The sequence below is a fragment of the Micromonospora sp. NPDC005171 genome, from assembly GCF_040608575.1.
Lineage (GTDB): Bacteria > Actinomycetota > Actinomycetes > Mycobacteriales > Micromonosporaceae > Micromonospora.
This window is the reverse complement of sequence record NZ_JBEXIM010000022.1, coordinates 1-25,612: the sequence shown is the minus strand read 5'-3', so window position 1 is coordinate 25,612 and position 25,612 is coordinate 1. Positions and strand designations below refer to the sequence as shown.

The window sequence follows — 25,612 nt, the reverse complement described above, 5'->3', positions numbered from 1 at the left end:
ATCGAGGAGCCGGGCGGATGCCCGCCCGGCTCCTCCGCAACGCCAGCTTGGTCAGGCCCCCGGTGCGGGCATCGCCCAGACGTCGGCGATCGACGGGTCGTATCCGGTGCCGGTGTCCTGGTACCGCACCCGCACCACGCCGTCCCGAGTCGCATCCGGCAGGTTCACGACGAACTGGTAGCTGACCGTGCCGGGCCCGCTCGCGGTGCGCTGCCACGAGCGGGTGTGCGCCACCGCTCCGTCCACGACCACCTGGTAGTCCTTGAGCTGCGGCCCGTCGTACGTCTCCACCGAGCGCAGCACGAACGGTTCACCCGGTTTGACCGCGAGGTCGAACTCGAACCAACCGCCGGGACGGGTCACATCGGTGTACCGGCGGGTCAGCCCGGCCTCGGTGCTGGTACCCGAGTAGGTGGAGGCCGTCAGGCGGTGCGCCTGCTCGGACGCCGCAACGCCGAGGTCGACGTGGTCGTACGCAGCCGTCGGTGGGACGACCGCGAAGGAGTAGGAACCGGAACCGATCTCGTACACGGCGACCGCGCCGTCCATCCGGACGAACCGCACCCCGTCAGCCTGCTCCGCCGGCCGGCCGCCCTCGGTGACCGCCTCACGTCCGGGCGCCGGGAAGCGCACCGTCGCCGTGGTGTTGGGCGGCACTGTGAGACGCAGACGCATGTCGCCGCGCGCGTCAAGATCCCAGTCACTGCCGATCGTCCCGTACGCCGAGCGGTACGACGCCTTGGCCGAGGTGAGATTGCCGCCCGGCTGGGGGGCGAACGTCACGTGCGCGTACCCGGGGTTGGCGGCGTCGGGCTGGATGCCGGCAACCGTCCGGTACATCCAGTCGCCCACGGCGCCGTACGCGTAGTGGTTGAAGGAGTTCATTCCCACGTCGCCGAAGCTGCCGTCGGGTCTGATCGAGTCCCACCGCTCCCAGATCGTGGTCGCGCCCTTGGCGATCTCGTAGCCCCAGGACGGGTAGGTGTCGTTGAGCAGCAGCCGGTAGGCGACGTCCAGGTGCCCGGTGGCGGTCAGCGCCGGCAGCAGGTCCGGGGTGCCGAGGAAGCCGGTGGAGAGGTGCCAGTCGTGCCGTTGGACATTGGCGACCAGCCGGTCGGCGGCCTTGGCCCGCAGCGGATCGGTCAGCAGGCCCATGCCGATGGCCAGCACGTACCCGGTCTGGCTGTCGCCCTGCACGCTGCCGTCGGCCGCGACGTAGGCGTTGACGAACGACTGGGCGATGGCCCTGGACAGCGCCGTGTAGTGGGTCGCGTCGGCGTCGCGCCCGATGGCGGCGGCCAGCTCTCCCAGCAGCCGGATGCTGTACGCGTAGTAGGCGGTGCCGACCACGCCAGCCGGCGTCGGGTCCTCCAGGTTGAGCCAGTCGAGGTACGGGCCGGCGTTGGTGCGCAGGTTGCCCGAGCTGGTGCTCTCCAACCAGGACGCGTACCGCACCATCGACGCGTAGTGCTCCTCGATGACCCGGGTGTCGCCGTAGCGCTGCCACAGCGCGTACGGGACGGTGATCCCGGCGTCGGCCCAGCCTGTCGCGCCGTCCCCGCAGCAGGCGCGCGGTGCGACGTCGGGGTACGCGCCGTTGGCCGACTGCGCGTCGCGTAGGTCCTGCAACCACTTGCTCAGGAACGTCAGGCTGTCCATGTTGAACGTCGCGGTGTTGGCGAAGACGTTGATGTCACCGGTCCAGCCGAGCCGCTCGTCGCGCGCCGGCGTGTCGGTCGGGATCGAGAGGAAGTTGCCGCGCTGCCCCCAGGTGATGTTGCTGTGCAGTTGGTTCACCATGGCGTTGGAGGTCTGGAACTCGCCGGTGAGGTCCCCGTCGGTGTGCATGACCAGCCCGGTGACCGAGGACAGGTCGGGGGCGCCCGGATAGCCGGTCAGCTCGACGTAGCGGAAGCCGTGGAAGGTGAAGGTCGGCTGGTAGACCTCGGCGCCACCACCGCGCAGGGTGTAGAGGTCGGTGGCCCGCGCCGAGCGCAGGTTGGCGGTGTAGGCGGTGCCGTTCGGGTTGAGCACCTCGGCGTGCCGGATGCGTACCGTCGAACCGGCCGGGCCGTTGACCCTCAGCCGTACCTTGCCCACCATGTTCTGACCGAGGTCGAAGATCCAGGTGCCGGGGGTGGGCTGGGTCAGCGTCCGGGCCGGCAACTCCTGGGTGACCCGTACCGGCGGGTCGACCTGGGCGACGATTGTGTCGGTGGCGTCGACGCTGTCGACGGTGGCGGGCTTCCAGCCGGCGTCGTTGAACCCGGTCCGGTCCCAACCGGCCGGCAACCGCCGTGCGTCGTAGGTCTCGCCGTGGATCAGGTCGCTCTGCAGGAACGGTCCGCCGGTGACGCGCCACGAGCCGTCGGTGCTGATCGTCGCGCTGCGTCCGTCGGTGTAGTCGATGACCAGTTGGGCGCTCAGGTGTGGCCGGGAGCCGTAGTTGTCGGTGCCGAACCAGGCGATGCTGCCGGCGTACCAGCCGTCGCCGAGCAGGGCGCCGAGGGCGTTGTCGCCCGGTTGGAGCTGGCGGGTCACGTCGTAGGTCTGGTACTGCACCCGCTTGTGGTAGTCGGTCCAGCCGGGCGCCAACTCGTGGTCGCCGACCCGCTGACCGTTGAGAGAGAGCTGGTAGACCCCGAGCGCGGTGGCGTAGATCCGGGCCCGTGCGACAGTGCCGTCGACGCGGAAGCCCCGGCGCAGCAGCGGGTTCGCGTCCAGCGCGGCGAGCATGGCCTCGGTGTCGCCGCCGACCCGCAGGCCGGCTGCGGTGGCCGTGCCCGCGCTGAACGGGTTTTGCCCGTCGGTGAGCGGGGCCGCGAAGAGGGTCTGGCCGCCGTTGGTCACCGAGAAGTTGGAGAAGACGCCGGCCTCCAACCCGTTGGTACGCAGGCCGACCGAGCCGGCCTGGTGCGCGGTGCTGGTGGTGACGTCGACCTGGGTGCCGTCGACCCAGGTGGTGATGGTGTTCCCGGCCGCGGTGATGCGCAGGGTGTGCGGCGTGGTCAGCCGGTCGGCCGGTACGACACCGCCGAGCGGCACCTCCTTGAGCACGGTCCAGGCGCCGTTGACCCGGGCGTGCGGGCGGAGCTTCGCGCTGCCGTCGGTGATGGAGAACTGCCACATGTACGCGTTCGCTGCGCCCCGGGCACGGAGGTAGATCCCGGCCGCGTCGCGTTCCAGCCGTACCGTCGTCTGCACCGTGTAGTCGGTCCAGGCCTCGGTCGGCGACGGCATGCCGATCCACTCGGCCTGCCAGCCCGCGCCACCGCGTACGCCGGTCTCCCAGGACGCGGGCGCGCTCCAGCCGGAGGCGTTGCCGGCGGTGTCCCAGACCTGGACCTGCCAGGCGTATCGGGTGCGGGGTCGCAGTTGCGGGCCGGCGTACGCGACGAGGGCGCTCTGCCGCGACCGGACCCGGCCGCTGTCCCAGACGTCGGGGGCGTTGAGGCGGTCCGCGCTGGTGGCGACGCGCACCTGGTACGACTCCTGGAGCACGCCCCGGGCGGTGGCTTCGATCTGCCAGCCGAGTCGGGGTTGCGCCACGTCCAGGCCGATCGGTTCGGTGGCGCGTTCGGTGGTCAGGTTGGTCGCGGTCAGCGTCGCGGCGGCCGGGGCTGCCGTGGCTGGGCCGGGCGCCACGAACGGCGTCAGGCCGAGCAGCAGCACGAGAAGCGCGGAGGGTGCGGCGCGACGGCGCGTCATGCGCATCATTCCAGGTCCTCATCCTTCTGGGCGGCGGTCTCCCGGCACGGGTGTGGGGGTGGAGGTCCGAGCCGGGCGAGGGGCGGTGGACTGAATGAATCGTTTCACCACTGGTCTCAGGAAGGCTACGCGCTCACGCTGATCAACTGAAGACGTTCACGCAAATGAATATGCGACCGGCCCGTTGGGTCAGAGGATCCACGGCGGATGCCGAGGCCCAGGACGTCCGAAGGTGCGGGACCGAGGAGCGTCCTCGGGCGGCAGGCGTTGCCGCTACAGGGGAGCTGTCGTCCGCCGGGCCGCGAGGGTGGGGGAGAGCTTCACCTGGGTTGTGGGCCGACTGCCGTCGGTGATGCGGTCGAGCAGTAGTCGGGCGGCGTTGGTGCCGATCTGGTGGCCCGCCTGGTCGACGGTGGTCAGTGAGATCGGACCGAAGGCAGCGAAGGTGGTGTTGTCGTAGCCGGCGACGGAGATGTCGGCGGGCGCCGACAGGCCGGCATCGGCGAGGGCGTCCAGGACTCCCATGGCGACGATGTCGGCGCCGGCGAAGATGGCCGTCGGCCGCTGCGGCCGGGCGAGCAGCTGCTGCGCGCCGAGGTAGCCGCCCTGCTGCGTATAGGTGGTGGAGGCGATGTCGATGTGCTCGCCGAGGCCGTGAGCGTGCATGGCGTGGCGGTAGCCGTCAGCGCGTACGGCGTTGGGCATCTCGGCTAGCCGTATCGGGTTGGTCTCGTGATGTTCGATGTGGGCGATCCGGCGGTGACCGAGCTCGGCGAGGTGGGCGACGATCAGGCCGGCGCCGATGAAGTCGTCGTCTGCGACGGTGTCGTGGACGGCGGAGCGTCCATGCCGGCCGACGACGACGGTGGGTACGGTGCGGGCGATGCGTTCCAGGCGCTGCCGGGACGTCAGTGGGGCGATGAGGATGAGGCCATCCATGTTGCGGTCGATCATGGCATCGGTGACGCGGGCTTCGCCTGGCTCGCTGTTGCAGGACGCGGCGATCAGCACCTGGTAGTCGGTGCCGTCCAGCTGAGCGCTGATGCCGTCGAGGATGTCGGCGAAGAACGGGTTGCGGAGATCGGGCAGCATCACGCCGATGGTGAAGGTCTGCCCGCGCAGCCCACGGGCGGACGCCGACGGGCGGTAGCCGAGCTCGTCGATGGCGGCCCGGACCTTGGCTTGCATCTGCGGGCTGGCGCCGTACGCGTTACGCAGCACCTTGGACACGGCGGTGGTCGACACCCCGGCGTGTTTGGCCACGTCGATGATCGTGACTCGGCGCGTCGGCGCTGGCGGTCTCGGCATCCGATCTCCTCGTTCCGGGAAACGTTGCCCAGTCTAGGGATGGCATGGCTGTCTGGCGAGGCCCGGTGATGATCAAAAAAAGATCACCGCCTACGACCCTCGCGGGCTCCAGCGGCGCATCTCTTGACGCTTGTCGGTGTCGACTCTTAAGGTCGGCGAAACATTTTGGAAAACGTTGCCCGTTCTCGCAACCAAGGCCGTGACGCGAGAGACGCAGCTCCGCACCCTCTCACTGTTCGCATCTTCTACCACGAGACCCTCGGCCCTCGTGGTATGAAACGATTCAATCAAGTGGGTATCCAGTGACAGTCCAGGTGAAAGAACGTTCCTCACCACCGCCGACGGTAGTGCCCGCACGCCGTCGACCGGGCGCGCCGCCCTGGTGGTTCATGGTTCCCGCGCTGCTGCTGTTCGCCTTCGTCGTCCTGGTGCCCAGCGCACGTGGCCTGTACTACGCCTTCACCGACTGGGACGGCCTCGACCCGAACTTCACGATCATCGGCCTGCGCAACTTCACCGACATGGTCCACGACGCGGACGCCATGTCGGCCGTGTGGCACACAGTGCTCATCGCGACAGCGGTCACGGTGATTCAGAACGGCATCGGGCTGTTGCTCGCGCTCGGCGTCAACAGCACGATCAAGAGCCGGAACTTCCTGCGGGTGTTGTTGTTCGCGCCGGCGGTGGTCACACCGATCGTGACCGCCTATCTGTGGCGCAACCTGCTCAGCTACGACGGTGCTGTCAACACCGTGCTCGGCGCGGTCGGTCTCGACTCGTGGCGGCAGGACTGGCTCGGCGACCCGGACCTGGCGCTCTGGATGATCGTGCTCGTCGTGGTGTGGCAGTTCGCCGGCTACTCCATGGTCATCTTCCTGGCCGGGTTGCAGTCGGTGCCCAAGGAGATCTACGAGGCAGCCGCCATCGACGGCAGCGGCCCGGTCCGTCGTTTCTGGTCCATCATCAGGCCGCTGCTCGCCCCCGCCATCACCGTCAACCTGATGCTGTCGATCATCGGCGGGATCAAGCTGTTCGACCAGGTGTACGCGCTGACCGGCGGCGGCCCGGGACACGCCACCGACACCATCTCCACCCTGATCTACAAGGACGCCTTCACCCTCGGCGAGTTCGGCTACAGCATCGCCCTCGCCGTCGTGCTGACCGTCATCGTCGCGGTCGCCTCCGCCGGCCAGTACGCCGTGCTGTCCCGCAACGAGAGGTCGGCGTCATGAACCACTACACCAAGCGCACCTTCCTGCTCGAAGTGCTCATGATCGCGGTGGCCCTCGCCTTCGCGTTCCCGGTCTACGTGCTGATCAATCTGGCCGTCCGGGCCCCGTCGGACACCTCGTCACCGATCAGCCCCACCGTCGCGCCGACGCTGAGCAACTTCACCCAGGCCTGGCAGGAGGCCGGTCTCGGCGGCGCTCTGATCAACAGCGTTCTCGTCACGGCCGCCAGCGTCCTGATCGTCCTCGCCGTCTCCTCGCTGGCTGCCTACCCCCTCGCCCGCTCCACCGCCCACTGGTCGCGCGCCACCTTCCTGCTGATCATGCTGGGGCTGGTCCTGCCGTTCCAGCTCGCGTCGCTGCCGCTCTACCAGACGGTCCGTGACCTCGGTCTGCTCGGCTCGGTGTGGTCGCTGGTGCTGTTCTACGCCGGCCTCCAGGTGCCGTTCACGACCTTCCTCTACGTCGGCTTCCTGCGGGCGATGCCCCGCGACTTCGAGGACGCCGCCGCCATCGACGGCTGCACACCGTTGGCGACCTTCCGCTACGTCGTCCTACCGATGATGAAGCCGATCACCCTGACCGCGCTGGTCCTCAACGCCGTCAGCGTGTGGAACGACTTCTTCACCCCGCTGCTCTACCTCAGTGGCAGCGACCAGCAGACCATGCCCGTCGCGGTCGCCGGCTTCGTCGGCCAGTTCGTCTCCGACTGGAACCTCATCTTCGCCGCCCTGCTGATCAGCATCGTGCCCGTACTCGCCGTGTACCTCGCACTGCAGCGCAGCATCATCAACGGCTTTGCCGGAGGGCTGAAGGGATGACCCCGTACGGCTTGCAGGTCGAGCAACGCACCCAACCGCCGGACGGGCCAGGACGGATTCCAGTCTGCCGCGACGTACCGCCGTACTGCAGATCCCCACCACCAACCCCGCCGACGTGCGCGAGAACGACGTGCCCGCCGCCGGAACCCGTGGGGTTCTCGGGGCCGAACCAGATGCCGCCGGGCTCACCCTGCGGCTGACGTCCGGCCGCTACACCTTCACCGCCCCGCCTGATTCATCTCCAACGTGGGAGACATCGTGAAACCACGCAGACTCAGCGCCGTCGCTGCCGCATTGATGGCCGCGACCCTGACGGCCGCCTGCAGCAGCGGCACCAACGCCGGCTCCGGCGGCAAGGACACCCTCACCATCGCCTCGGTCGACCAGGGCTCCATCGAACCGGTCGTGAAAGCCTTCGAAGCCGCCAACCCCGGTGTGAAGGTCAACCTCACCACCAGCGGCGCCGACCAGCATCAGCAGCAGATCCGTACGCAGCTGTCCTCCGGCACCGCACCCGATGTGATGTCGGTGTGGCCGGGCAACGGCAATCCCGGCGCCACCTACGTGATCGCCAAGCCCGGCTACCTGCTCGACCTGTCCGACCAGCCGTGGGCCGCACAGCTGCCGGACGCGTTCAAGAGGCTTGCCCAGTACGAGGGGAAGACCTACAACGCGCTGTTCGGGCTCAACGGGATCGGTGCCGTCTACAACGACGAGGCGGTGAGCAAGGCTGGCCTGACCCCGCCGGGCACCTGGACCGACCTGCTTGCCTTCTGCAGGGCCGCCGCCGGCAAGGGCACTCCCGCCTTCGCCCTCGGCATCCAGGACAACTGGGTCACCCAGCTCGTCCTGTACGCCCTGGTGGCCACCGAGGTCTATGGCACGGACAAGGACTTCGACACCAAGATGCAGAGCGGCCAGGCCACCTTCGCCGGGTCGCCGTGGGCCAACGCCATGGCCAAGTACCAGGAGATGAACAGGGCCGGCTGCTTCCAGAAGAGCCCTCTCAGCACCAGCTACGAAGCCAGCCAGACCCTGGCCGCGACCGGTAAGGCGCTCGGCGTCATCCAGGGCAACTGGGTCATCGCCCTGCTGAAGCAGAAGAACCCGAACGGCACGTTCACCATGAAGGCGCTGCCGGCGACCGACGACGCGGCGAGCTTCCTCATGCCTGCCGCCGCCGGTATGGGTTACGGCGTCAACGCGAAGGCGAAGAACAAGGAACTCGCACTCAAGTTCGTCAACTTCGTCATGTCTCCCGAAGGCATGAAGTTGTTCAACGAGGCCCAGGGCAGCCTGCCGACGCTGCCCACCGCCGCCACCACCGTCGACCCGGGCCTGACCGAACTCACCACGTACGTCAAGGACAACCGCACGGTGCCGTTCATGGATCAGCTGTGGCCCAACGCCAAGGTCCAGCAGACCATGCTCAGCGGCCTGCAGGAGATCTTCAGCGACCAGGCAACCACCGACGAGGTCCTCAAGGACATGGACGCCGACTACAAGGCAGGATCATGAAAGCCGTACGCCTGATCACCGCATTCGGGCTCGCCGCGACGCTCGCCGCGACCACAGTCCTCGCTGCCACCCCGGCTGGTGCCGTCGGTCCCGACGTGCGGGTCGTGGACCTACGCGTCGACGGTCGCCCCGACCAGCCGATCGGGCTGGACAACCCCAACCCCCTGCTGAGCTGGCGCTTCGCCGAAACTCGGTCGGCGGCCGCCGACCGGCAGACCGCCTACCAGATCCAGGTCCGCGACCTCGGCCGCAATCGGCTCATCTGGGACTCTGGCAAGGTCACCTCCGCCATCCAGTCCGGCGTCCGTTACTCCGGTACGGCGCTCCGTTCCCGGCAACGCCTCGCCTGGCAGGTCCGGGTCTGGGACGCCAACCGACGCGCCACCGCGTGGAGCGCACGCTCCACCTGGGAGGTGGGCCTGCTCCAGCAATCCGACTGGGGCAGCGCGGAATGGATCGAGTACCCCGACCGCGTCGACACCCAACCGATGCCGATCTTCGCCCGCCAGTTCAGCATCGACTCCCGCCGTAAGGTCAGTCACGCGCGGCTCTACCTGTCCGGCGTCGGCATGCATCTGCCGACCGTCAACGGCCGCGAGTTGAACAACGAGGTCCTCGCCCCCGGCTACTCGAACTACCAACTGTCGAGTGAGTACCGCGGCTATGACATCACCAACGAGCTTCGCAGGGGCGACAACACCGTCGGGGTAAAGCTGGGCAACGGCCCGGCGTACGTGCGGCGCAGTGTCACCAACCCGGCGGTCGGGCGTACGTCGCCGTACTCCTGGTGGCAGAGCCAACTCAAGGGCCGCGGCGTGCTCACCGCCGACACCGAGGCCGGGGCCACCACGGTGCGCCTCGACAGCGTCACCGGTTACCACGTCGGCGGCACCATCAACGTCGACACCGCGGGCGGTGGCGACAACCTGGAGTCGCGGGTCATCACCGCGATCGGGACGGCCGGCGCCGACGGTACCGGCATCACCTTCACCCCCGGCCTGTCCAAACCACACTCCACCGGCGCCACTGTCACCGGCTCCGGAAACAACGTCGCAGCCAGCGATGCCAGCGCCGGGGCGGCCGTCACCCCACGGCTCATCGCCCGCATCGAGGTCTCGTACACGAATGGGGCCTCGACGGTGATCGTCTCGGACCGCGAGTGGCGCACGTCGCCGGGCCCGCTTGTCACCGACGCCTGGTATTCCGGGTCTGATCACGACGCCCGCCGCGAGCAGCCCGGGTGGGACCTTCCCCGCGCCGACCTGACGGCCACCGCGAAACGGCGTGACGGCAGCCCGGCCGGATGGATCGCCGCCGGAATCGCACCGCCGCCGAACCTCGCGACCAAGTTGGTCGGACGCACCGCACCGCCCATCACGATCGCGGAGAAGTTCACCCCGGTCGCGGTGACCAACCCGAAACCCGGCACCTGGGTGTTCGACTTCGGGCAGAACATCGTCGGCCTGCCGCAGCTCACGCTCAAGCCGGGTGTGCCGGCCGGCACCACGATCCGCCTGTCGCCAGCCGAGTCCCTCGCTGCCGACGGCACCGTGGATCAGGCCTCGTTGATGGGTGGTGGAGGCAGCCGCGGCACCGATCTGTTCAACACCTACACCGCGGCCGGGCTCCATGGTGGGGAGAGCTGGCGGCCGGACTTCAACTACTTCGGCATGCAGTGGGTGCAGGTCACCGGCCTGCCCGAAGGCTACGTGCCGACCAGGGACACCATCAGCGGGCTGCGGGTACAGGCGGACACGCCCCTCGCCGGCACCGTGGTCACCTCGAACGCGCGGGTCAACCGCATCCACGACATGGCCTGGTACTCGTTCGCCGGCAACATCATGTCCGTCTTCACCGACTGCCCCGGCCGGGAGAAGCTGTCCTACCCGGCGGACTACACCATGCCGATGGGCTCGATCCACCGCAACTTCGACCTGTCCGCCTACCTGCGCACCCACGAGCGGCACCTGGTCGAGGGCCAGTCGATGGCGGACACCCCGATGTTCGGCAACGTGGCCCTCAAGACCCCCGTCTACGACTGGGGCTACTCGGGCCGCTTCGGTGACGAGGTCAACTGGGGTAACGCGATCATCCTCGTGCCGGGATTCCTGCGGGAGTTGTACGGCGACACCGAGACGGCCGCCCGTTACTACGAGCCGATGGTGCGGTTCGCCGACTATATCCAGCGGCAGAAGGCGGTCGGGCACATCGTCGACGCGGCCCTGGCCGACTGGGTGTCCGCCGACCAGACCTCCGGCCGGATCACCGGCACCTGGGGTTACTACCTCATGATCAGCGAGCTCGCGAAGCTGGCGGAGCTGACCGGCCGTCCCGCGGACGCGCAGAAGTACACGGCTCTCGCTGCGGACATCAAGACGGCGTTCAACGCGGCCTTCTACAACACGACCCTGCGCCGCTACACCACCGACGGCAATGCCGGCAGCGTTGGCGCCACCCAGACGGCGCAGGCCCTCGCCCTCGACGCCGGCCTGGTGCCCGACGGCGAACGGCAACATGTCCTCGACGCACTCGTGGAACTCGTCTACGCGTTCCACCCGGTCGGTGACGGCCCGCACTTCAGCGGCGGCACCATCGGCATGGCACCGACAGTGCGGGCGCTGTCCGACGGCGGCCGCGACGACGTGCTGTGGGACCTCATCCAGGAGGACGAGCAGCCCAGTTACGGCTACTTCATGGAGTCCACCACCGCGAACCCGGGCGGCATGACGACGATGGGGGAGCGGTGGAACCGGGGCGACTCGAAGAACCACATGATCCTCGCCCAGATCGAGGAGTGGTTCCACGCCGGCCTGGCAGGCATCCGTGCTGCCGACGGCACCACCGCCTACCGCGATCTGGTCATCCAGCCGAAGGTGGTCGGCGACCTGACGTTCGTCAAGGGCAGCTACACGACCCCGCAAGGGACGGCCCGATCCGAGTGGACCCGCACCGGCGACCGCCTGCGGCTGACCGTCTCCGTCCCGCCGAACAGCACCGCCGAGGTGTGGGTACCCACCCTCGGCGGCACGGTGACAGGCACTCCGCACCGCACGAAGCTCCTGCGCACCGAGGACGGCTATGCCGTCTACCGGGCGCCGTCGGGCACCTACACCTTCACCACCAGGTGAGATGACGTGGCCTCCGCGCCCCCGGGCGCGGAGGCCACGCCTCCACCCGGGAGAGGACTCGCGTGGACTTCCCGGACGGCTTCCTGTGGGGCAGCGCCACCTCGGCCCACCAGGTCGAGGGCGGCAACACCAACAACGACTGGTGGGACTTCGAACACCAGCCCTGGTCGGCCGCGCAGGCGTCGTCGGGCGACGGCATCGACCATTTTCATCGGTACGCCGATGACTTCGCGCTCCTGCGCTCCCTGGGGCACAACGCACACCGTCTGTCCATCGAGTGGTCGCGGATCGAACCGGCGCCCGGCGAGTTCAGCCGCACCGCCATCGCCCACTACCGACGGGTCCTCACCGCGCTCGCCCGGACCGGGATGACCGCCTTCGTCACCCTGCACCACTTCACACTGCCGCGCTGGTTCGCCGCCCGGGGCGGCTGGCTCGCCCCGGACGCCATCGACGTGTTCACCCGCTACTGCGCTCGGGTCACGGCTGAGCTGGGTTCGCTGATGCCGTACATCTGCACCATCAACGAGCCGCAGATGATCGCCCTGCACGGCTACCTAGAGGGTTACCCACCTGGCCGCCCTCGCCCAGGCCCGCGCCGAAGGTGTCGATGTGCGCGGGTACCTGCACTGGTCGGCGTTCGACAATTTCGAGTGGAGCGAGGGGTACCGACCACAGCGGTCACGACCAGGGCACCACGGCGCACCTGGCGCACCGCGAGCCCCCTCAGCACATGCTCCCGGCGGGCTGCTGCCGCCATGGTCGCGATCATCGGGCGTTCTGCCCGTAGTAGGCGAGGAAGATCTCCTCCAGGCTCTGCTCGCGGACGACGATCGTCGCCACATCAGCGTCGGCCAGGGCGCGTAGCGCCGCAGCGGGGGAACCGTTCATAGTGAACCGCACGGTCGCAGCGCCCTCCGCGTGCAGGCCGTGGACGCCGTGGACGCCGGTGAGGTCCGGTGGCGTGCCGGTGAATGTCGCGGCCACTTCGGTGTGGTGCAGTCGACGTAGCTGTGCGACGGACGCCACCTCCACCAGTTCACCGGCGCGCAGGATGCCGACGCGGTCGCAGACGGCCTCGACCTCTGCGAGCTGGTGGGAGCTGAGGAACACCGTCTGCCCGTTGTCGCGGGCAACGCCGACCGCCTGCCGGAACTGCAGTTCCATGAGCGGGTCCAAGCCACTGGTCGGCTCGTCCAACACCAGCAGAGGCGCCCGGGTGGCGAACGCCGCGATCAGAGCAACCTTCTGCCGGTTACCCGTCGAGTAGGTGCCGGCCGGTTTGGAAACGTCCAGCGCGAATCGTTGGATGAGCTCGTCGCGGTAGGCGGTGTCCGTGCCAGGGCCGATGCGGGCGAGCAGGTCCAGCACCTCGGCGCCGGTCATCCGTGGCCACAGCGCCACATCCGCCGGCACGTAGGCGAGCCTGCGGTGGGCCGCGGCGACATCGGCGGCGTCGGTGTCGAAGACCCAGGCCCGTCCGGAGGTGGGTCGGGCAAGGCCGAGCAGCAGCCGGATCGTCGTTGACTTCCCGGCGCCGTTGGGGCCGAGAAACCCGAACACCTCGCCCGCCAGCACGTCGAGGGTGAGGTCATCGAGGGCGAGTAGCCGCCCGTATCGCTTGGACAGATGTTCGGTGCGCAGGGCAGAAACGCCCATCGGAGCCTCCAGAGCCGCAGCACGACATGACCTGCCGACCAGACTTCCCGGCGCACCTGACGTGAGGGTACTCCCGGCGCTCGCGGCGCGGAGGCCGCCCGGGCTGGCATTCGGGCTACTGGCTTCCGATGTTCGGCAACGGCCTCAGCGGCATGTCGGCCGGATGCTGACCTGGATGCCGGGAAGGAAGGCCAGCGACGATGTGGGCATGACAAGCGACATCGCCCTACTCACCGAGGACCTGACCAAGTTCTATGGTCAGCGCCGCGGTATCGAGGGGCTCAGCCTGGAGGTTCGCGCCGGGGAGGTGGTGGGATTCCTGGGACCGAACGGAGCCGGGAAAACCACCACGATCCGACTGCTGTTGGACTTCCTGCGCCCCACTCGTGGACACGCGACCGTGCTCGGGCTCGACCCACGCAGGGACAAGGCAGCACTGCACCGTCAGATCGGCTATCTGCCCGGCGAACTCGTGTTTCCCGGGCGGGACAAGGCGGAAGACCTGCTGCGCTTTTTCGCCGCAGCGCGCGGCGGCGTGGCCTGGTCGCAGGTGACCGAGCTCGCGGAGCGGCTCGACCTGGACCTCTCGCGCTCGGTACGGACGATGAGTAAGGGCAACAAGCAGAAGGTCGGGTTGGTGCAGGCGTTCATGCACCGGCCGGCGGTGCTGGTCCTGGATGAGCCGACCAGTGGCCTGGATCCCCTCATGCAGCAGGAGTTCCTGGCCATGGTCCGCGACGCCAGTGCTGCTGGGCAGACCGTCTTCATGTCCTCTCACGTCTTGGCCGAGGTGCAGCAGGCGGCCGACCGGGTCGCCATCGTCCGCGACGGCCAGTTGGCCGCGGTCGAGCGGGTTGAGTCACTGGGGAAGCGGGCGGTCCGCGCCGTCGAGATTCATTTCGATGATCCGGTGGACCCGGCGGAGTTCAGTGTCCTGCCCGGAGTAAGTGACGTGGTGGTGTCCGGCCCGGTGTTGAAATGCACTGTCGACGGCCGCATCGATCCGCTGATCAAGGCAGCGGCGCGTCATCAGGTGGTGGACATGTTGTCGGCCGAACCCGACCTGGAAGAGACGTTCCTGTCGTTCTACTACCACGGGGAAGGAGCCGGCGATGCTTCCCGCGCTGGTGCGTAAGACCTGGCGTGACGACCGCCTGGCACTGATCGGTTGGGCCGGCGGCGTCGCGGCGTTCACCGCCATCTACACCTCTTTCTACAGCCAGTTCCAGGGAGCCGCGGAGCTGAAGCAGGACGCTCTGCCCCAGGGCATGCTGGACTTCCTCGGCATCGCCGACATGCTGTCGCCCGCCGGCTATCTGCAGGCGACCATCTTCAGCCTGGTCGGCCCACTGCTGGTCCTGATGTGCGCCATCACGCTGACTGCCCGCACGATCGCTCGGCCGGAGGAAGACGGCGGCATGGAGCTGATGCTGGCCAACCCGGTCGCGCGAGCCTCATTCGCCTGGCAACGGGTGGCCGCCGCCGGCAGCGCGCTCACCGGGATCGCCGCCATCCCCGGGATACTGCTGATGATCATTGTTCCCTGGATCGGCATGGACATCGCCCTGTCCAACGTCGCCGCCGCCTCCGCCGGCCTGGTCGCCCTGGTGTGGAGCTTCGCCGGCATCGCCTTCCTCGTTGGCGCCGCCACCGGAAAACGGGCTGCCGTCCTCGCGATCACCGGTGGCCTTGCCGTGGCCACCTACATGGCCAACGCCATCGGCGGCATGCTCGACGGGTGGCACTGGGTGCGCTGGCTGTCACCGTTTCACTACTTCATCGGCACCGACCCGCTGCACACCGGCTGGCACCCGGCCGAGCTTCTCGCCCTCGTGCTCATCGGTGCCGCAACCACGACCGCTGGAGTCATCGTGTTCGACCGCCGCGACATCGGTGTGTAAACCTGAGGCTGGTGGCCTCCGGTTACCGGCGGCCACCAGCACGCCGACAAGGAACAGCCCATGAGCGACGACAATTGGCTGGCGGCCAACTGCCAGGATCTGCTGTACGTCCCGGCCAGTGCCCGGCGTCACGCAGCGGTCAACCTGGGTGCCCGCGCAGCGGATGAGGGGCTGACGCTGCGCGAGCTTGTTACCGGTCTGCTGGATGCCACCACTGCCCATTGGAGCGCCACCCCGGTCGCGTCGACCGACACCGCCGTCGCCGTGCATGCCCGCGCCGAGACACTGCTGGGTACCGCCCGTGTCCTGCTCACCGACACTGTCGACGGGTACACCCGGCAGAACCGCGCCGAGCTGGATCGCCACGACAACGAACGTGCCGCGTTCGTCAACGACCTGCTCACCGGCCGCGCCGACCCAGGCGGTCTGGCCGAGCGCGCACACCGGTACGGCATCCGCCTGTCGGCCAGCCACACCGTCCTCATCGCCCGTGCGGCCGGCCTGACTCCCGGCATCACGCACCGCATCGATGCCGCACTGGCCTCCAGGTTCGGCGAAGGCAACACCCTCACCACCCTCCGCGACGGCGACGTGGTCTGCATCAGCGCCGGCGGCCTACGCGGCATCGCTGCCGAACTCGCCCACCTGCTCCTCACCGAACTCGGCGCGGACAACTGGCAGATCGCCGTCGGCCGCACCCAACCGGGGGTGCATGGCCTGGCCACATCCCTCGACGAGGCCCGCCACACCCTCGACTACGCCGTCAGGCTCGGCTTCACCACGCCCGTCCTCAATGCCGCCGATCTGCTGGTGTTCCCCGTGCTGCTGCGTGACCGCGACGCCATCACCGACCTGGTGACCACGGTCCTCGGGCCACTGACCACGGCGCGCGGCGGTGCCGAGCCGTACCTGGAGACCCTGACCGTGCTCTTCGACAACCAGGGCAACCACACCGCGACCGCCCGGCAGATGCACCTGTCCGTCCGCGCGATCACCTACCGACTCGACCGCATCCGGGACCTGACCGGCTACCACCCCGGCGAGCCGACCCAACGGTTCACGCTGCAAACAGCCGTACTCGGCGCTCGACTGCTCGGCTGGCCCTCATAGCCCAGGAGCGCCAGATCAGGACGGCGTCGTCCTGGTCGGCTGCTCCTCATAAACGTCTGGCACCCCGTCGGCGTCGCTGTCACGCTCCTCCAGCGCGCAGACCCCCTGGTAATGCCGATTACGCGCGCGTAGGACGACGGTGGCCAGCACCGCCGACAGCAGCGACCCGAGCAGAACGCCGATCTTGGAGTGGTCGTCACGTTCGGTCCCGGCGCCGAACGCCAATTCACCGATCAGCAGCGACACGGTGAAACCGACCCCGGCCAGCAGCGCCAACCCCACCATGTCCCACCAGGCCAGCCCTTCCGCGAGCCGGGCCCGGGTGAACCGCTGCACGAGCCAGGTGGCACCGAGAACGCCAGCCGCCTTGCCCACCACCAACCCCACCATCACGCCCAGGGCGACCGAGTCGGTCAGGGTTGCGCCGAGGCCACCCGCCCCGGCAACGGAGACTCCGGCGGCGAAGAACGCGAACACCGGCACCGCGACCCCGGCGGACAGGGGCCGGATCCGGTGTTCGAAGTGCTCCGCCAAGCCAGGACCATGTCCCGGCCTGCGGCGTAGAACCGGCACGGTGAAGGCCAGCGCGACCCCGGCGACGGTGGCATGCACCCCGGAGGCGTGCACCAGCGCCCACGTCGTGACCGCCAGCGGTAGCAGCAGCCACCAGGACCGCACCCGGCGCTGAACCAGCAGACCGAACAGCGCCATCGGGGCCAGCGCGAGCAGCAGCAGCCCGAAGTGCAGGGCACTGGTGTAGAAGACCGCGATGATCACAATGGCCAGCAGGTCGTCGACCACCGCGAGGGTGAGCAGAAACGTGCGCATCGCCGAGGGCAGGCTGGTGTTGATCACTCCGAGCACGGCGAGGGCGAACGCGATGTCCGTGGCGGTCGGGATCGCCCACCCGGTCAACGCCCCGTCGCCGGTCCCGACGTTGAACGCCACGTAGATCAACGCCGGCAGCGTCATGCCGCCGAGCGCGGCGGCGACGGGAAGCATCGCCCGGCGGGGCTCGCGGAGATCGCCGGCGACAAACTCGCGCTTGAGTTCCAGCCCGGCGACGAAGAAAAAGATCGCTAGCAGGCCATCGGCAGCCCACTGCGCCAACGAGAGGTCCAGATGCAGTGCCTCGGGGCCAACGGTGACGTCGGCGAGTGAGCGGTACCCGCCGGACCAGGGAGAGTTCGCCCAGGCGAGAGCAACCACGGCGGCGACCAGCAGCAGCACCCCACCGACCGTTTCGGTCCGGAGAATGTCCCCGATCCGGCGTACCTCAGGCCAACTCCTGCGGCTGAGCAGGAGTGGCGTGCGGTTAGCCGGTGGGCGGCTCATCGTGGTCCTCTGGTGGGGTCGGTGACGAAGTCGCCGACCAGTCTTCCCGGCACACCGGTTACTACGTTAGCCAAACGACGATCATCAGCCTGTCACCGCCCCTGAGAACGAGAGCGTGTCATCCACGGCTAGGCAGCGTGCAGCCTTGGAGGTCATTCGCGCCTTGGATGTGGCCCTGAGCCGGAGTCACCGATGATCGTCGGTCACCAGTGGCTACGCCGCGGGCCGCTGAGCCGCAGTGTGTTGCAGAGGTCGAAGACGCCCGGCACGTCGTAGGCGAGGTCCGCCGCGACCTGCCGCGTGTTCGCGTCACTCACCACGCCGGCGAGAATGACGACCCGGTTCTGCACGGAAACGGTGATCTGCTGGCGCCTCGTGGTCCAGTCGATGCTCAATCGCTGCGCGACCAGCGCCTCAAGTCTCCGGTCCTCGTGGTCCGGCTCGGGCTGGTGCGAGGTGTCGGCGAACCAGTTCTCATCGGGCAACGGCCATGGCATGTACACGGTCAGCTCCTTGATTGTGACGAGGCCGGGCGGGATGGCGGACGGTGAGCCGGTGACCTCAGGCCTGCCGGGAACGCGATCGGGTGGGACTCAGAGGTTTCACTCCTGCTCCTCGTCCACTTGAACGAAAACCGGCCTGAACCTGCTAGTGGCTGGCTTCTGGTGCTGGCGCTGCGTCGTCTGCGGTTCAGGGGGAGTCGGATGGGTCGGGCCTGGCGGTGGCCACGACGAGTACGACGCCGATGCCGGCGAGGCCGGCCTGGATGACCAGAGCCAAGAGGTTGAGGGTGCTGGTATCGACGCCCGCGAGACGGGCGACGATGCTGCCCGCCAGCGCGGCGACCACCCCGACGGACACCGTCAGCCAGATCGGGGCCTCCTGGCGTCCTGGGACGACGAGCCTGCCGAGCAGGCCGACAGCGACGCCGACGAGGAGCGCGGTGACGAGACCAGCGATGCTCATGGGCTCCCTCGGACTTCCTTCGAGCACGAGTGCTACGACAAAGTGGGTTGGTACTGGAAATTCGCCGTGCACCAGCGGCCATTCGAATGGCCTTGGCTCCTTGCGATCCGATCCCTGGGTGCCGGTTGTCGCTACCGGTGGCGAGGATGCCCTCGGTCCGGGACCGAGTTCGATCAGGAAGGGGTGGCCGTGGCGGCGGTGGCGGTTGGCCGCTCCGACACCGACAGTTGGGCGAGAGCGTCTTCGAGGCTGTCGAAAATGGGAAAGGCCCCGTCCAGGCGCATCGTGTGCAGGACGGTACGGATGAACCGCGACGGCGCGGCCAGGCAGAGGGTGGCCCCACGGTCTCGGGCGTCGCGGTGGGCACGGACGAGGTGACCGAGGCCGGTGGAGTCGATGAGGTGTACTTGGCTCAAATCAACCACGACGTGCCCGCCCATGTCGGCTGCGTGACGCAGGGCGGTGCGCAGGGTGTCCCCGGTGTCGAGATCGACGTCACCGGCGGCGGCGACAACGGTCACGTCGTCGAGGTGGTCGATGCCGAGGATGCCACCGGGACCGTGGTCGCCGCACGACGCGTGGCCGCCACCAGGGAGCGGCAGCAGGCTGCAGTGCGGGCAGCGGTGCGGGCCGGTGGCGAAAGGGGAACCGCTCCAGCCCTGTTCGGACACCAGGGTCCAGACGACCTCCGCGTCGGGGAGCACGCACGCGGTGGCCTTGACGGTGTCGCCGCAGGTGTCGCAGATCAGGGTCATGAGGTGGTCGTCCGGGACAACTGTCATTCTTCTGGTCCTTCCTGGTCCGTGTCTCTCCGTGCGGTGGGACACGGCATTCGTGCAGTGCCGAAGCGGCTTGGCTTCCGAGCCTGGTGTTTCCGTGCCGGGTGGCGGTCCAACCCGATGGTGGGGAAGGTGAGACCGCTGGCGGTTCGTCAGTGCGGGGCTCTCACCGGGGCGCGGCCATGAGCGACCAACGCCGGCGGTGCGGAGGCGGGCTCCTGTCCCGTCGTGGGCGTGCAGGACGGCAACGATGAGGCAGCGTCGACGACCGGCAGGATCTGGTCCAGACGGGCGGTGTGCAGGATGCGCCGGATGCGCGGGTTCGGGTTGCGGACGGTGAGGACCCCGCCGGCACGGGCCAGCCGCCGGTGCACGTCGAGGAGGAGGCCGATGGCGGCGGCGTCGATGTGCCGGCACCCGGACAGGTCCACCACCACCTGTGCGGGGTGTAAGGCCAACAGTCGTTCGAACACTGCTCCGGTCGCCGGAAGGCAGGCCAGGTTGAACTCGGTGATGCACACCTCGACCAGCGGCAGCGTGCACGTCGTGGTTGCCAGCGGTCCTGTCACGGGCACACTCCTCTCCTTCACGGGCGCGGTCGTCTAGGACCCTGCCGTGCTGGCTTGGCGGTCACCACGCGGATCTGTGACAGTTCCGTGACAAATCAGCCAACCGGCTGACACGGTTGGCCGCCGAGCCGGTCGTCTGGGGATGATGCCCGGTATGACGGCCGTACTCGTCTGGGCTGCTGCGGTGTGGGCAGGACGCTCATACTGGACGGCATGGCGCAGGGTGCCTCATCGGCTGCCGCCGTTCGGCGGTTCGTCGCTGAACTGCGCGATATACGTGGTCGGCTACTTGCCGACTTGCTCCCCATCGCGGACATCGCGGATCTTCTGGCGGCGGTTCGTTCGCGCCGGGAACTGCCCCGGGAAGGTTTCACCCGCAGCGGGATCACGTACACCGTCCACGGCGCCGGGTGCCGCATGGTCAACTCCGACGGCAGGGAGGTGGACGTCGACCTGGTCACCGATCCCGTCCTCGGGCGCGAGGTCGAAGCATTCGACGCCTGGCGTATTCGCTGGTTTCTCGACAAAGCCGCCGAGGACGGCTACAACCATGAGGACATTGTCGAGGCGTGTATCGAACTTGCCCGCGAAGGTCACCTACGTGAGGTGGTTGAGGGCTGCTGGTTCGCGTTGCCCGACGCTCCGGGTGGCCCGGCCTGAATCACCCGGGCAACGCAATAAACCGCCGTCGGTCTTGAAACATCGCACCTGGCGGGTGTCCGGATCTGCCGCCGACCGGGCGTCACTCCTCAGCGTTACGCGACGGACGGGCCGACTGTGCTGAGCGGTAGGCGCGTGCGACCGTTGACGACGTGGTGGCCAGCTGTGGACGGGCGGGCAACCAGACGGTTGAATGCCGAGTTGCTCGTTCATCGCAGCGAGCTGGTACTCGTAGCGAAGGTCCGCAGCCGTGCGCACGACGCGGACGATGACCGTGGCGCCGCGGGCGGTAGGCGGTACAGGATCATGTGGGGATGGGCAGTGTCGTGGAGGTGCGGAGTCCGGTCGACGTCGCGCAGCTCCGCGCCCGGCTGGGCCACGCGGATGTCGTCCAGTTCAGTGAGCCGCTTACCGAGGCGGAGTATCGGTCGGTCGCCGCGCTCCTGGTGGATCATCCGATGGTCCCGCTGCGGGTCTACGGGTTCGATGACGACCTTGCGACGCTGCGGTTCCTGCGTTGGTTTCCACATGTTCGCCGGTTCAGTGTCGCGGGCCTGTGGCGCCTGACCGATCTGGCCCCGTTGAATCAGTTGACCGCTGATGTGGAGTTCCTTGACATCGGGGAGACCCGCAGACCTCTCGATCTCGCTCCTGTTGCCCAGTTTCGTCGGCTTCGCCGGTTGAGGGTCGTCGAGCACCGGCGTGGGCGCACCGAAGTGCTACAGGCCAACCCGGGCCTGCGGGACCTGTCGCTGTGGCGGCTTCCCGTCGACCACGTCCTGCCCGTCATTGCCTTGCCACACCTGCACGCCTTGGCGCTGACCCTCGGCTCGTTGACGAACAGCGAATGGCTCACCCAGATCCCCACACTTCGCTACCTGGCACTGCGCCAGGTGCGAAAGATCAGCGACCTCACCCCGGTGACACGGTTGCGCGCACTGCAGTGGCTGTGGCTGGAAACGCTCGCCGTCGAACGGCTTGCGGACTTCGGCTCCAACACCATGCTGACGCGGGCCGAATGCCTCGGGATGCGTCATCTCCGCCACCCAGCAGCCCTTGAGGGCCTCGCCGCGGCACCGCAGTTGCGGGAGCTTCTGGTCGCAGCGCCGCACCTACCCGTCGACGCGCTCGCCCCCTTCGTTGATCACCCGACACTCGAACGCGCCGAAATCGTGCTGGGCAGCCACCAGCGCGACCGCGACGCCGATAACCTTCTGCGGCTGCCACCACCACGCCCGGACACGCAGTTCGCCGCGATGCACGAGCTGACCCGCATGCTGTAACCAGGCCCTCGGCTGAGGGCGGTGAGCCGACCGGGCAGCTCCGGAATGTCCTGCAGCGACCAGCAGAGCCCGGATCGATCACGACCATCCCGGAGGCTCCCAGGGGCCACCGGTTCGACAAGTTGTCTTGTGAGATGGAAGCCCGATCCGACCCTGTGATGCCATACCAGCACATCTGCTGTGGTGACCTCTCTGGCGGACCCTAAGGGGCCAGCACTGGGATCCTGGTTGTTGCTTCCGGCGACGTCCGCCCATGTCGAGATCCGTGCTCTACGGCGACGAGTACCAGCCTGTTTCGCAGTCTGGCCCGGACCACCGTGGGCACTTCTTCGTCGAAGAGCTCACGTTCACAGATGCGGAGTGTTTGAAAAGGGCGGCGCGTGCGGGGCGGGGATTGGGTAGCGTCCCGGGCGTGATCGAGCTTGTCGAGCGGCAGGTTCTTGCCGTTGTGGTCGGGTCGCGGGCGTACGGGCTGCATGACCGGACTCCGACTACGACCGACGTGGTGTCTATGTGGCACCCACACGGGCGTTCTGGCACCTCGACAAGCCGCCCACCCACCTCGACGGTCCGGCGGTGGAGCAGTTCTCCTGCCTGACCCGCGTCCCCGGAGGCTAGACGCCAGTCGATCAAGCGCGCTCGAAGGGATCTCGAACCCCTAACCTTCTGATCCGTGCATGCCCGATGGGCGCGCACATACCTTGCGGCCGCTCTCCAGTCCCATCAGTCGGCCACCGTCGAAGCTGGTCCAGGGCCGATCGCTGCTGCGACCGGCGCGTACCGTGCGGACGGTAGCGAACTGTTCACCTTACGCTCTTGATTGGTGTATCGAAGATCGGTTACATTCCTCGCGCGGCGGATGACACGCGGGGTGTCAACACGGGGCGTCGCGGGTGCGTTGCATGGCGACAAGCCTGTCCGCCTTGGGTCCGTGTGTCTGAGCGACCGTTTCACGGCGCGCTCGCAGCGGAAGGCGGAAACGGTCACCCATGATCCGAGCACAACGCCTGGTCTCCCTGTCGGCGGCGGCCCTCATGGCGCTGGCGGCCACGGTCTTCGTCGCCGCTGGCGGCGCCCCGGCGTCCGCTGACCCGGCGCCGTCGCGCTACCCCTACAGCAACCGTGACGTCGGCTTCTCCGAGGTGGGCTTCGACTTCGACACCCCGGGCGGGATCGGCGATCATCTGGACCGCATCCAGTCGTTCGTCCCGGGCCGCACACCGATCATCAGGGCATGGACCGACTTTCACACGTACGCGTCGAAAGATGCCACGGGTGCCATCCACATGAACTTCGACCACCTCGACCGGGTGGTGATGGAGGCGCACCGCAAAGGCATGCGGCCGCTCGTGACCCTGTTCGGCTCGCCCTCCTGGCTCAACGGCGGCCACATCTGGACGCAGGAGCCGAACCAGGACCCGCCGGAGACCTGGCTGCCGACGGACAGCGAGGGCTGGAAGACGCTCGTGGACCTGACGGTGCAGCACTACGGGCCGCCGCCGGGCTCGCCGCCCGGCACCCCGCCCATCGTTGACGCCTTCGAGATCTGGAACGAGCCGAACATCGTTGGCTTCGGCAAGTACGACGGCGTGTACGGCGACGACGGCGTCATCCGGCCGGGGGACGGGCGCTACGACCCGGCCGCCGACGCGACCGCGACACTGGCCCGGTACTGGGAGCTGGTCAAGATCGCGTCCACGGAGATCCGCACCACGTGCGGCCAATGTTATGTGCTGGCCGGTGCGTCGGCGGGGCTCGACGCGACGAGGTCGCCGTCGGCATGGCTGGACTGGGGGTACGCCCACGGTTACAAGGACACGTTCGATGCGGTCGCCCATCATCCGTACTCCAATATGAACGACGCCCCGGACATGCCGAAGTGTGGCGCGCCCTGGGAGAACCTGTTCGGACCGCCGGCCGATGACACGCCCGGGCAGATCTGTGGTGAGCTCGCCGCGGTCCGCGACGTGATGGTGCGGAGGGACGACGCGGGCAAGAAGATCTGGGGCACCGAGTGGGGCTACGGGCTGATAACCCCCAATCCCGGCTGGTGGTTTTCGACGAAACGGGACCAGATGGTCAAGGGCGTCCGTATGTGGCAGGCGCAGGACTACACCGGCCCGCTCGTCCTGTTCTCGTACCGCGACTCCCCAGGCAACCCGTACGGCATCGTCGAGGAGCAGGGCTTCGTCAAGAAGGACGTGGCGCTCTACGACGACCTGAGCCTGGCGTTCACCAACCCCGACCTGCGGGTGCCGTTCAAGTCGCAGAGCGGGATCGGCGGGTACGACCTGGCCGATCCCCGAGACCGGGTGGTGCCGTTCGACTACGAGCACACCGGCAAGCTCGACCACCTGCTGGTCTACCGGCCGGGCACCGGGATCGTGTACGTGCTGCGGCGAAAGGCGACGGTCGGCACCGAGCGGCCCAGCTTCGAGACGGTGTTCAGGTCCACGAACGGGATCGGCGGCTTCAATCTGAGCAGCACCAACGACCAGATCATCAGCTACGACTTCGCGCACACCGGCCGGCAGGACTACCTGGTGCTGTACCGGCCGGGTACGGGCGTCGTGTACGTCGTCGGCCACGCGTCGGACGGCAGCTTCTGGCCGGTGTACACCTCGACAAGCGGCATCGGCGGCTACGACCTGGCGTCGACGAAGGACCGGCTCGTGGCCTACGACTACGAGCACACCGGCAAGCTCGACCACCTCGTGGCGTACCGGCCCGGCGACAACGTGCTGTTCATCCTGCAGCACAGCGCCGCGGGGCCGTTCACGACGGTCGTCGGGTCGCATCAGGGCATCGAAGGATTTGCCCTGACCAGCCCGGACGACCAGGTCATCGCCTACGACTATGCGCACACCGGCAAGCAGGACGCCCTGCTGCTGTACCGCCCCGGCGCCCGGCTCGTCACCATCGTCGGGCACGCGGCCGGCAACACCTTCTGGCCGCACCTGGTCTCGTCCAGCGGCATCGCCGGCTACGACCTTGCCGATCCGCGGGACCGCATCGTCGCCTTCGACTACGCCCACACCGGCATGGCCGACCACCTCGTCGTCTACCGGCCCGGCACCGGCTACCTGGACGTGGTGCGGCACGACCTCACCGACACGTACTCGGCGGTCCACGTCTCCCACCTGGGCGTCGGCAGCGTCGGCTGGTTCGACCTGCGCAACGTCCAGGACCGGATCGTCGCCTATGACTTCGGGCATACCGGCAGCGCGGACCATCTGCTGCTGTACCGGCCCGGCGAGCGCGCCGTCACCATCGGCACGCGATAGGACATGCCTTAGTACTGCAAACGGCAGTAGACGAATCGGGTTCGACTCGCGTTCGTTGGTCCGACTGTGACGGACGTTGATGTCGATCGGTGGCATGGAGAGTTGGACCGGTTGCATGCCCGGATCGGGCCTCGGTTTCGGCGGTCGGAGCCGCGGCTGCGGGTGCGTCAGTACGTGTGTGGGTTTGTTCTCTGGTCTGGGTCGTAAGAACGGCTGGACCTTGGCCGAGCAGGCCGGTGAGGTGTCGCCGGAAGTCTGTGGATCCAACAAGTTGGTGTTTCCGGCCTGACCTGCCGGGCGTTGTGCCTGTTGAGGAGGGTGCCGTGATGGCCGCGACAGCCCGGTTTGGGGGGG

19 protein-coding genes and 3 pseudogenes are annotated in these 25,612 nt (G+C 68.3%); 14 read left to right on the top strand and 8 right to left on the bottom strand.

Translation table 11 applies throughout. The features are described 5' to 3' along the window. Positions 1 to 51: 51 nt before the first annotated feature. Both ABZU74_RS22930 and ABZU74_RS22925 read right to left on the bottom strand, forming a co-directional pair. Positions 52 to 3,708, bottom strand: a complete 3,657-nt coding sequence (locus tag ABZU74_RS22930; RefSeq protein WP_355427305.1) for a family 78 glycoside hydrolase catalytic domain — start codon at positions 3,706 to 3,708, stop codon at positions 52 to 54. Between the two features lie 273 nt (positions 3,709 to 3,981). Then, complete coding sequence (locus ABZU74_RS22925; protein ID WP_355427302.1) at positions 3,982 to 5,016, bottom strand: LacI family DNA-binding transcriptional regulator; 1,035 nt, start codon at positions 5,014 to 5,016, stop codon at positions 3,982 to 3,984. 389 nt (positions 5,017 to 5,405) lie between these two features. On the opposite strand from ABZU74_RS22925, the gene ABZU74_RS22920 reads away from it, so the two are divergent. From ABZU74_RS22920 to ABZU74_RS22895, 6 genes and pseudogenes are all read left to right on the top strand, one after another. After that, positions 5,406 to 6,248 (top strand): sugar ABC transporter permease, encoded by an 843-nt coding sequence (locus tag ABZU74_RS22920; RefSeq protein ID WP_355427299.1) that lies wholly within the window; start codon positions 5,406 to 5,408, stop codon positions 6,246 to 6,248. After that, positions 6,245 to 7,066: a carbohydrate ABC transporter permease gene (locus ABZU74_RS22915; RefSeq protein WP_355427296.1), complete on the top strand. Its 822-nt coding sequence runs from the start codon at positions 6,245 to 6,247 to the stop codon at positions 7,064 to 7,066. The genes ABZU74_RS22920 and ABZU74_RS22915 overlap by 4 nt, the downstream gene beginning before the upstream one ends. 258 nt (positions 7,067 to 7,324) lie before the next feature. Beyond that, the gene (locus ABZU74_RS22910; RefSeq protein ID WP_355427293.1) at positions 7,325 to 8,584 is read left to right on the top strand and encodes an extracellular solute-binding protein; all 1,260 of its coding nucleotides are present in this window, start codon (positions 7,325 to 7,327) and stop codon (positions 8,582 to 8,584) included. Next, positions 8,581 to 11,712, top strand: a complete 3,132-nt coding sequence (locus ABZU74_RS22905; protein WP_355427290.1) for a family 78 glycoside hydrolase catalytic domain — start codon at positions 8,581 to 8,583, stop codon at positions 11,710 to 11,712. The genes ABZU74_RS22910 and ABZU74_RS22905 overlap by 4 nt, the downstream gene beginning before the upstream one ends. Positions 11,713 to 11,774: 62 nt before the next feature. Further along, positions 11,775 to 12,230, top strand: a pseudogene (locus ABZU74_RS22900) (family 1 glycosylhydrolase); the annotation flags it as partial. 55 nt (positions 12,231 to 12,285) lie between these two features. Further along, positions 12,286 to 12,579, top strand: a complete 294-nt coding sequence (locus ABZU74_RS22895; RefSeq protein WP_355427455.1) for a family 1 glycosylhydrolase — start codon at positions 12,286 to 12,288, stop codon at positions 12,577 to 12,579. On the opposite strand, the gene ABZU74_RS22890 is transcribed toward ABZU74_RS22895, so the two are convergent. Then, positions 12,481 to 13,371, bottom strand: coding sequence for an ABC transporter ATP-binding protein (locus tag ABZU74_RS22890; protein WP_355427287.1), 891 nt, complete (start codon positions 13,369 to 13,371; stop codon positions 12,481 to 12,483). The genes ABZU74_RS22895 and ABZU74_RS22890 overlap by 99 nt on opposite strands. Between ABZU74_RS22890 and ABZU74_RS22885 the strand changes: the two genes are divergently transcribed. The 3 genes from ABZU74_RS22885 to ABZU74_RS22875 are packed head-to-tail and all read left to right on the top strand — an operon-like array spanning position 13,349 to position 16,382. Further along, on the top strand, positions 13,349 to 14,506 hold the full coding sequence (locus tag ABZU74_RS22885; RefSeq protein WP_355427284.1) for an ABC transporter ATP-binding protein: 1,158 nt from the start codon (positions 13,349 to 13,351) through the stop codon (positions 14,504 to 14,506). The genes ABZU74_RS22890 and ABZU74_RS22885 overlap by 23 nt on opposite strands. Beyond that, positions 14,484 to 15,272, top strand: a complete 789-nt coding sequence (locus tag ABZU74_RS22880) for an ABC transporter permease subunit (RefSeq protein WP_355427281.1) — start codon at positions 14,484 to 14,486, stop codon at positions 15,270 to 15,272. The genes ABZU74_RS22885 and ABZU74_RS22880 overlap by 23 nt, the downstream gene beginning before the upstream one ends. 60 nt (positions 15,273 to 15,332) lie before the next feature. Beyond that, positions 15,333 to 16,382, top strand: a complete 1,050-nt coding sequence (locus ABZU74_RS22875) for a helix-turn-helix domain-containing protein (protein ID WP_355427279.1) — start codon at positions 15,333 to 15,335, stop codon at positions 16,380 to 16,382. A 15-nt stretch (positions 16,383 to 16,397) separates the two neighbouring features. Here ABZU74_RS22875 and nhaA read toward each other — a convergent pair whose 3' ends face one another. The 5 genes from nhaA to ABZU74_RS22850 form a co-directional block, all read right to left on the bottom strand. Further along, entirely contained in the window at positions 16,398 to 17,717 is a 1,320-nt protein-coding gene (nhaA, locus tag ABZU74_RS22870; RefSeq protein ID WP_355427276.1) for a Na+/H+ antiporter NhaA, read from the bottom strand. A 203-nt stretch (positions 17,718 to 17,920) separates the two neighbouring features. Further along, entirely contained in the window at positions 17,921 to 18,214 is a 294-nt protein-coding gene (locus ABZU74_RS22865; RefSeq protein ID WP_355427452.1) for a BON domain-containing protein, read from the bottom strand. 193 nt (positions 18,215 to 18,407) lie between these two features. After that, positions 18,408 to 18,683 (bottom strand): GlsB/YeaQ/YmgE family stress response membrane protein, encoded by a 276-nt coding sequence (locus tag ABZU74_RS22860; protein ID WP_355427273.1) that lies wholly within the window; start codon positions 18,681 to 18,683, stop codon positions 18,408 to 18,410. Positions 18,684 to 18,856: 173 nt separating this feature from the next. Further along, the gene (locus ABZU74_RS22855) at positions 18,857 to 19,465 is read right to left on the bottom strand and encodes an STAS domain-containing protein (protein ID WP_355427271.1); all 609 of its coding nucleotides are present in this window, start codon (positions 19,463 to 19,465) and stop codon (positions 18,857 to 18,859) included. 149 nt (positions 19,466 to 19,614) lie between these two features. After that, entirely contained in the window at positions 19,615 to 20,031 is a 417-nt protein-coding gene (locus ABZU74_RS22850) for an STAS domain-containing protein (protein ID WP_355427268.1), read from the bottom strand. Positions 20,032 to 20,244: 213 nt separating this feature from the next. On the opposite strand from ABZU74_RS22850, the gene ABZU74_RS22845 reads away from it, so the two are divergent. The 5 genes and pseudogenes from ABZU74_RS22845 to ABZU74_RS22825 all read left to right on the top strand — a co-directional run. Beyond that, positions 20,245 to 20,691, top strand: coding sequence for a hypothetical protein (locus ABZU74_RS22845; RefSeq protein WP_355427266.1), 447 nt, complete (start codon positions 20,245 to 20,247; stop codon positions 20,689 to 20,691). A 314-nt stretch (positions 20,692 to 21,005) separates the two neighbouring features. Further along, on the top strand, positions 21,006 to 21,974 hold the full coding sequence (locus tag ABZU74_RS22840; protein ID WP_355427263.1) for a hypothetical protein: 969 nt from the start codon (positions 21,006 to 21,008) through the stop codon (positions 21,972 to 21,974). 412 nt (positions 21,975 to 22,386) lie between these two features. Continuing rightward, positions 22,387 to 22,565: pseudogene (locus ABZU74_RS22835) on the top strand (nucleotidyltransferase domain-containing protein); the annotation flags it as partial. A 398-nt stretch (positions 22,566 to 22,963) separates the two neighbouring features. Continuing rightward, the gene (locus ABZU74_RS22830) at positions 22,964 to 25,258 is read left to right on the top strand and encodes a hypothetical protein (RefSeq protein WP_355427260.1); all 2,295 of its coding nucleotides are present in this window, start codon (positions 22,964 to 22,966) and stop codon (positions 25,256 to 25,258) included. Between the two features lie 66 nt (positions 25,259 to 25,324). Further along, positions 25,325 to 25,535 (top strand): annotated as a pseudogene (locus tag ABZU74_RS22825) (hypothetical protein); the annotation flags it as partial. Between the last annotated feature and the right edge of the window lie 77 nt (positions 25,536 to 25,612).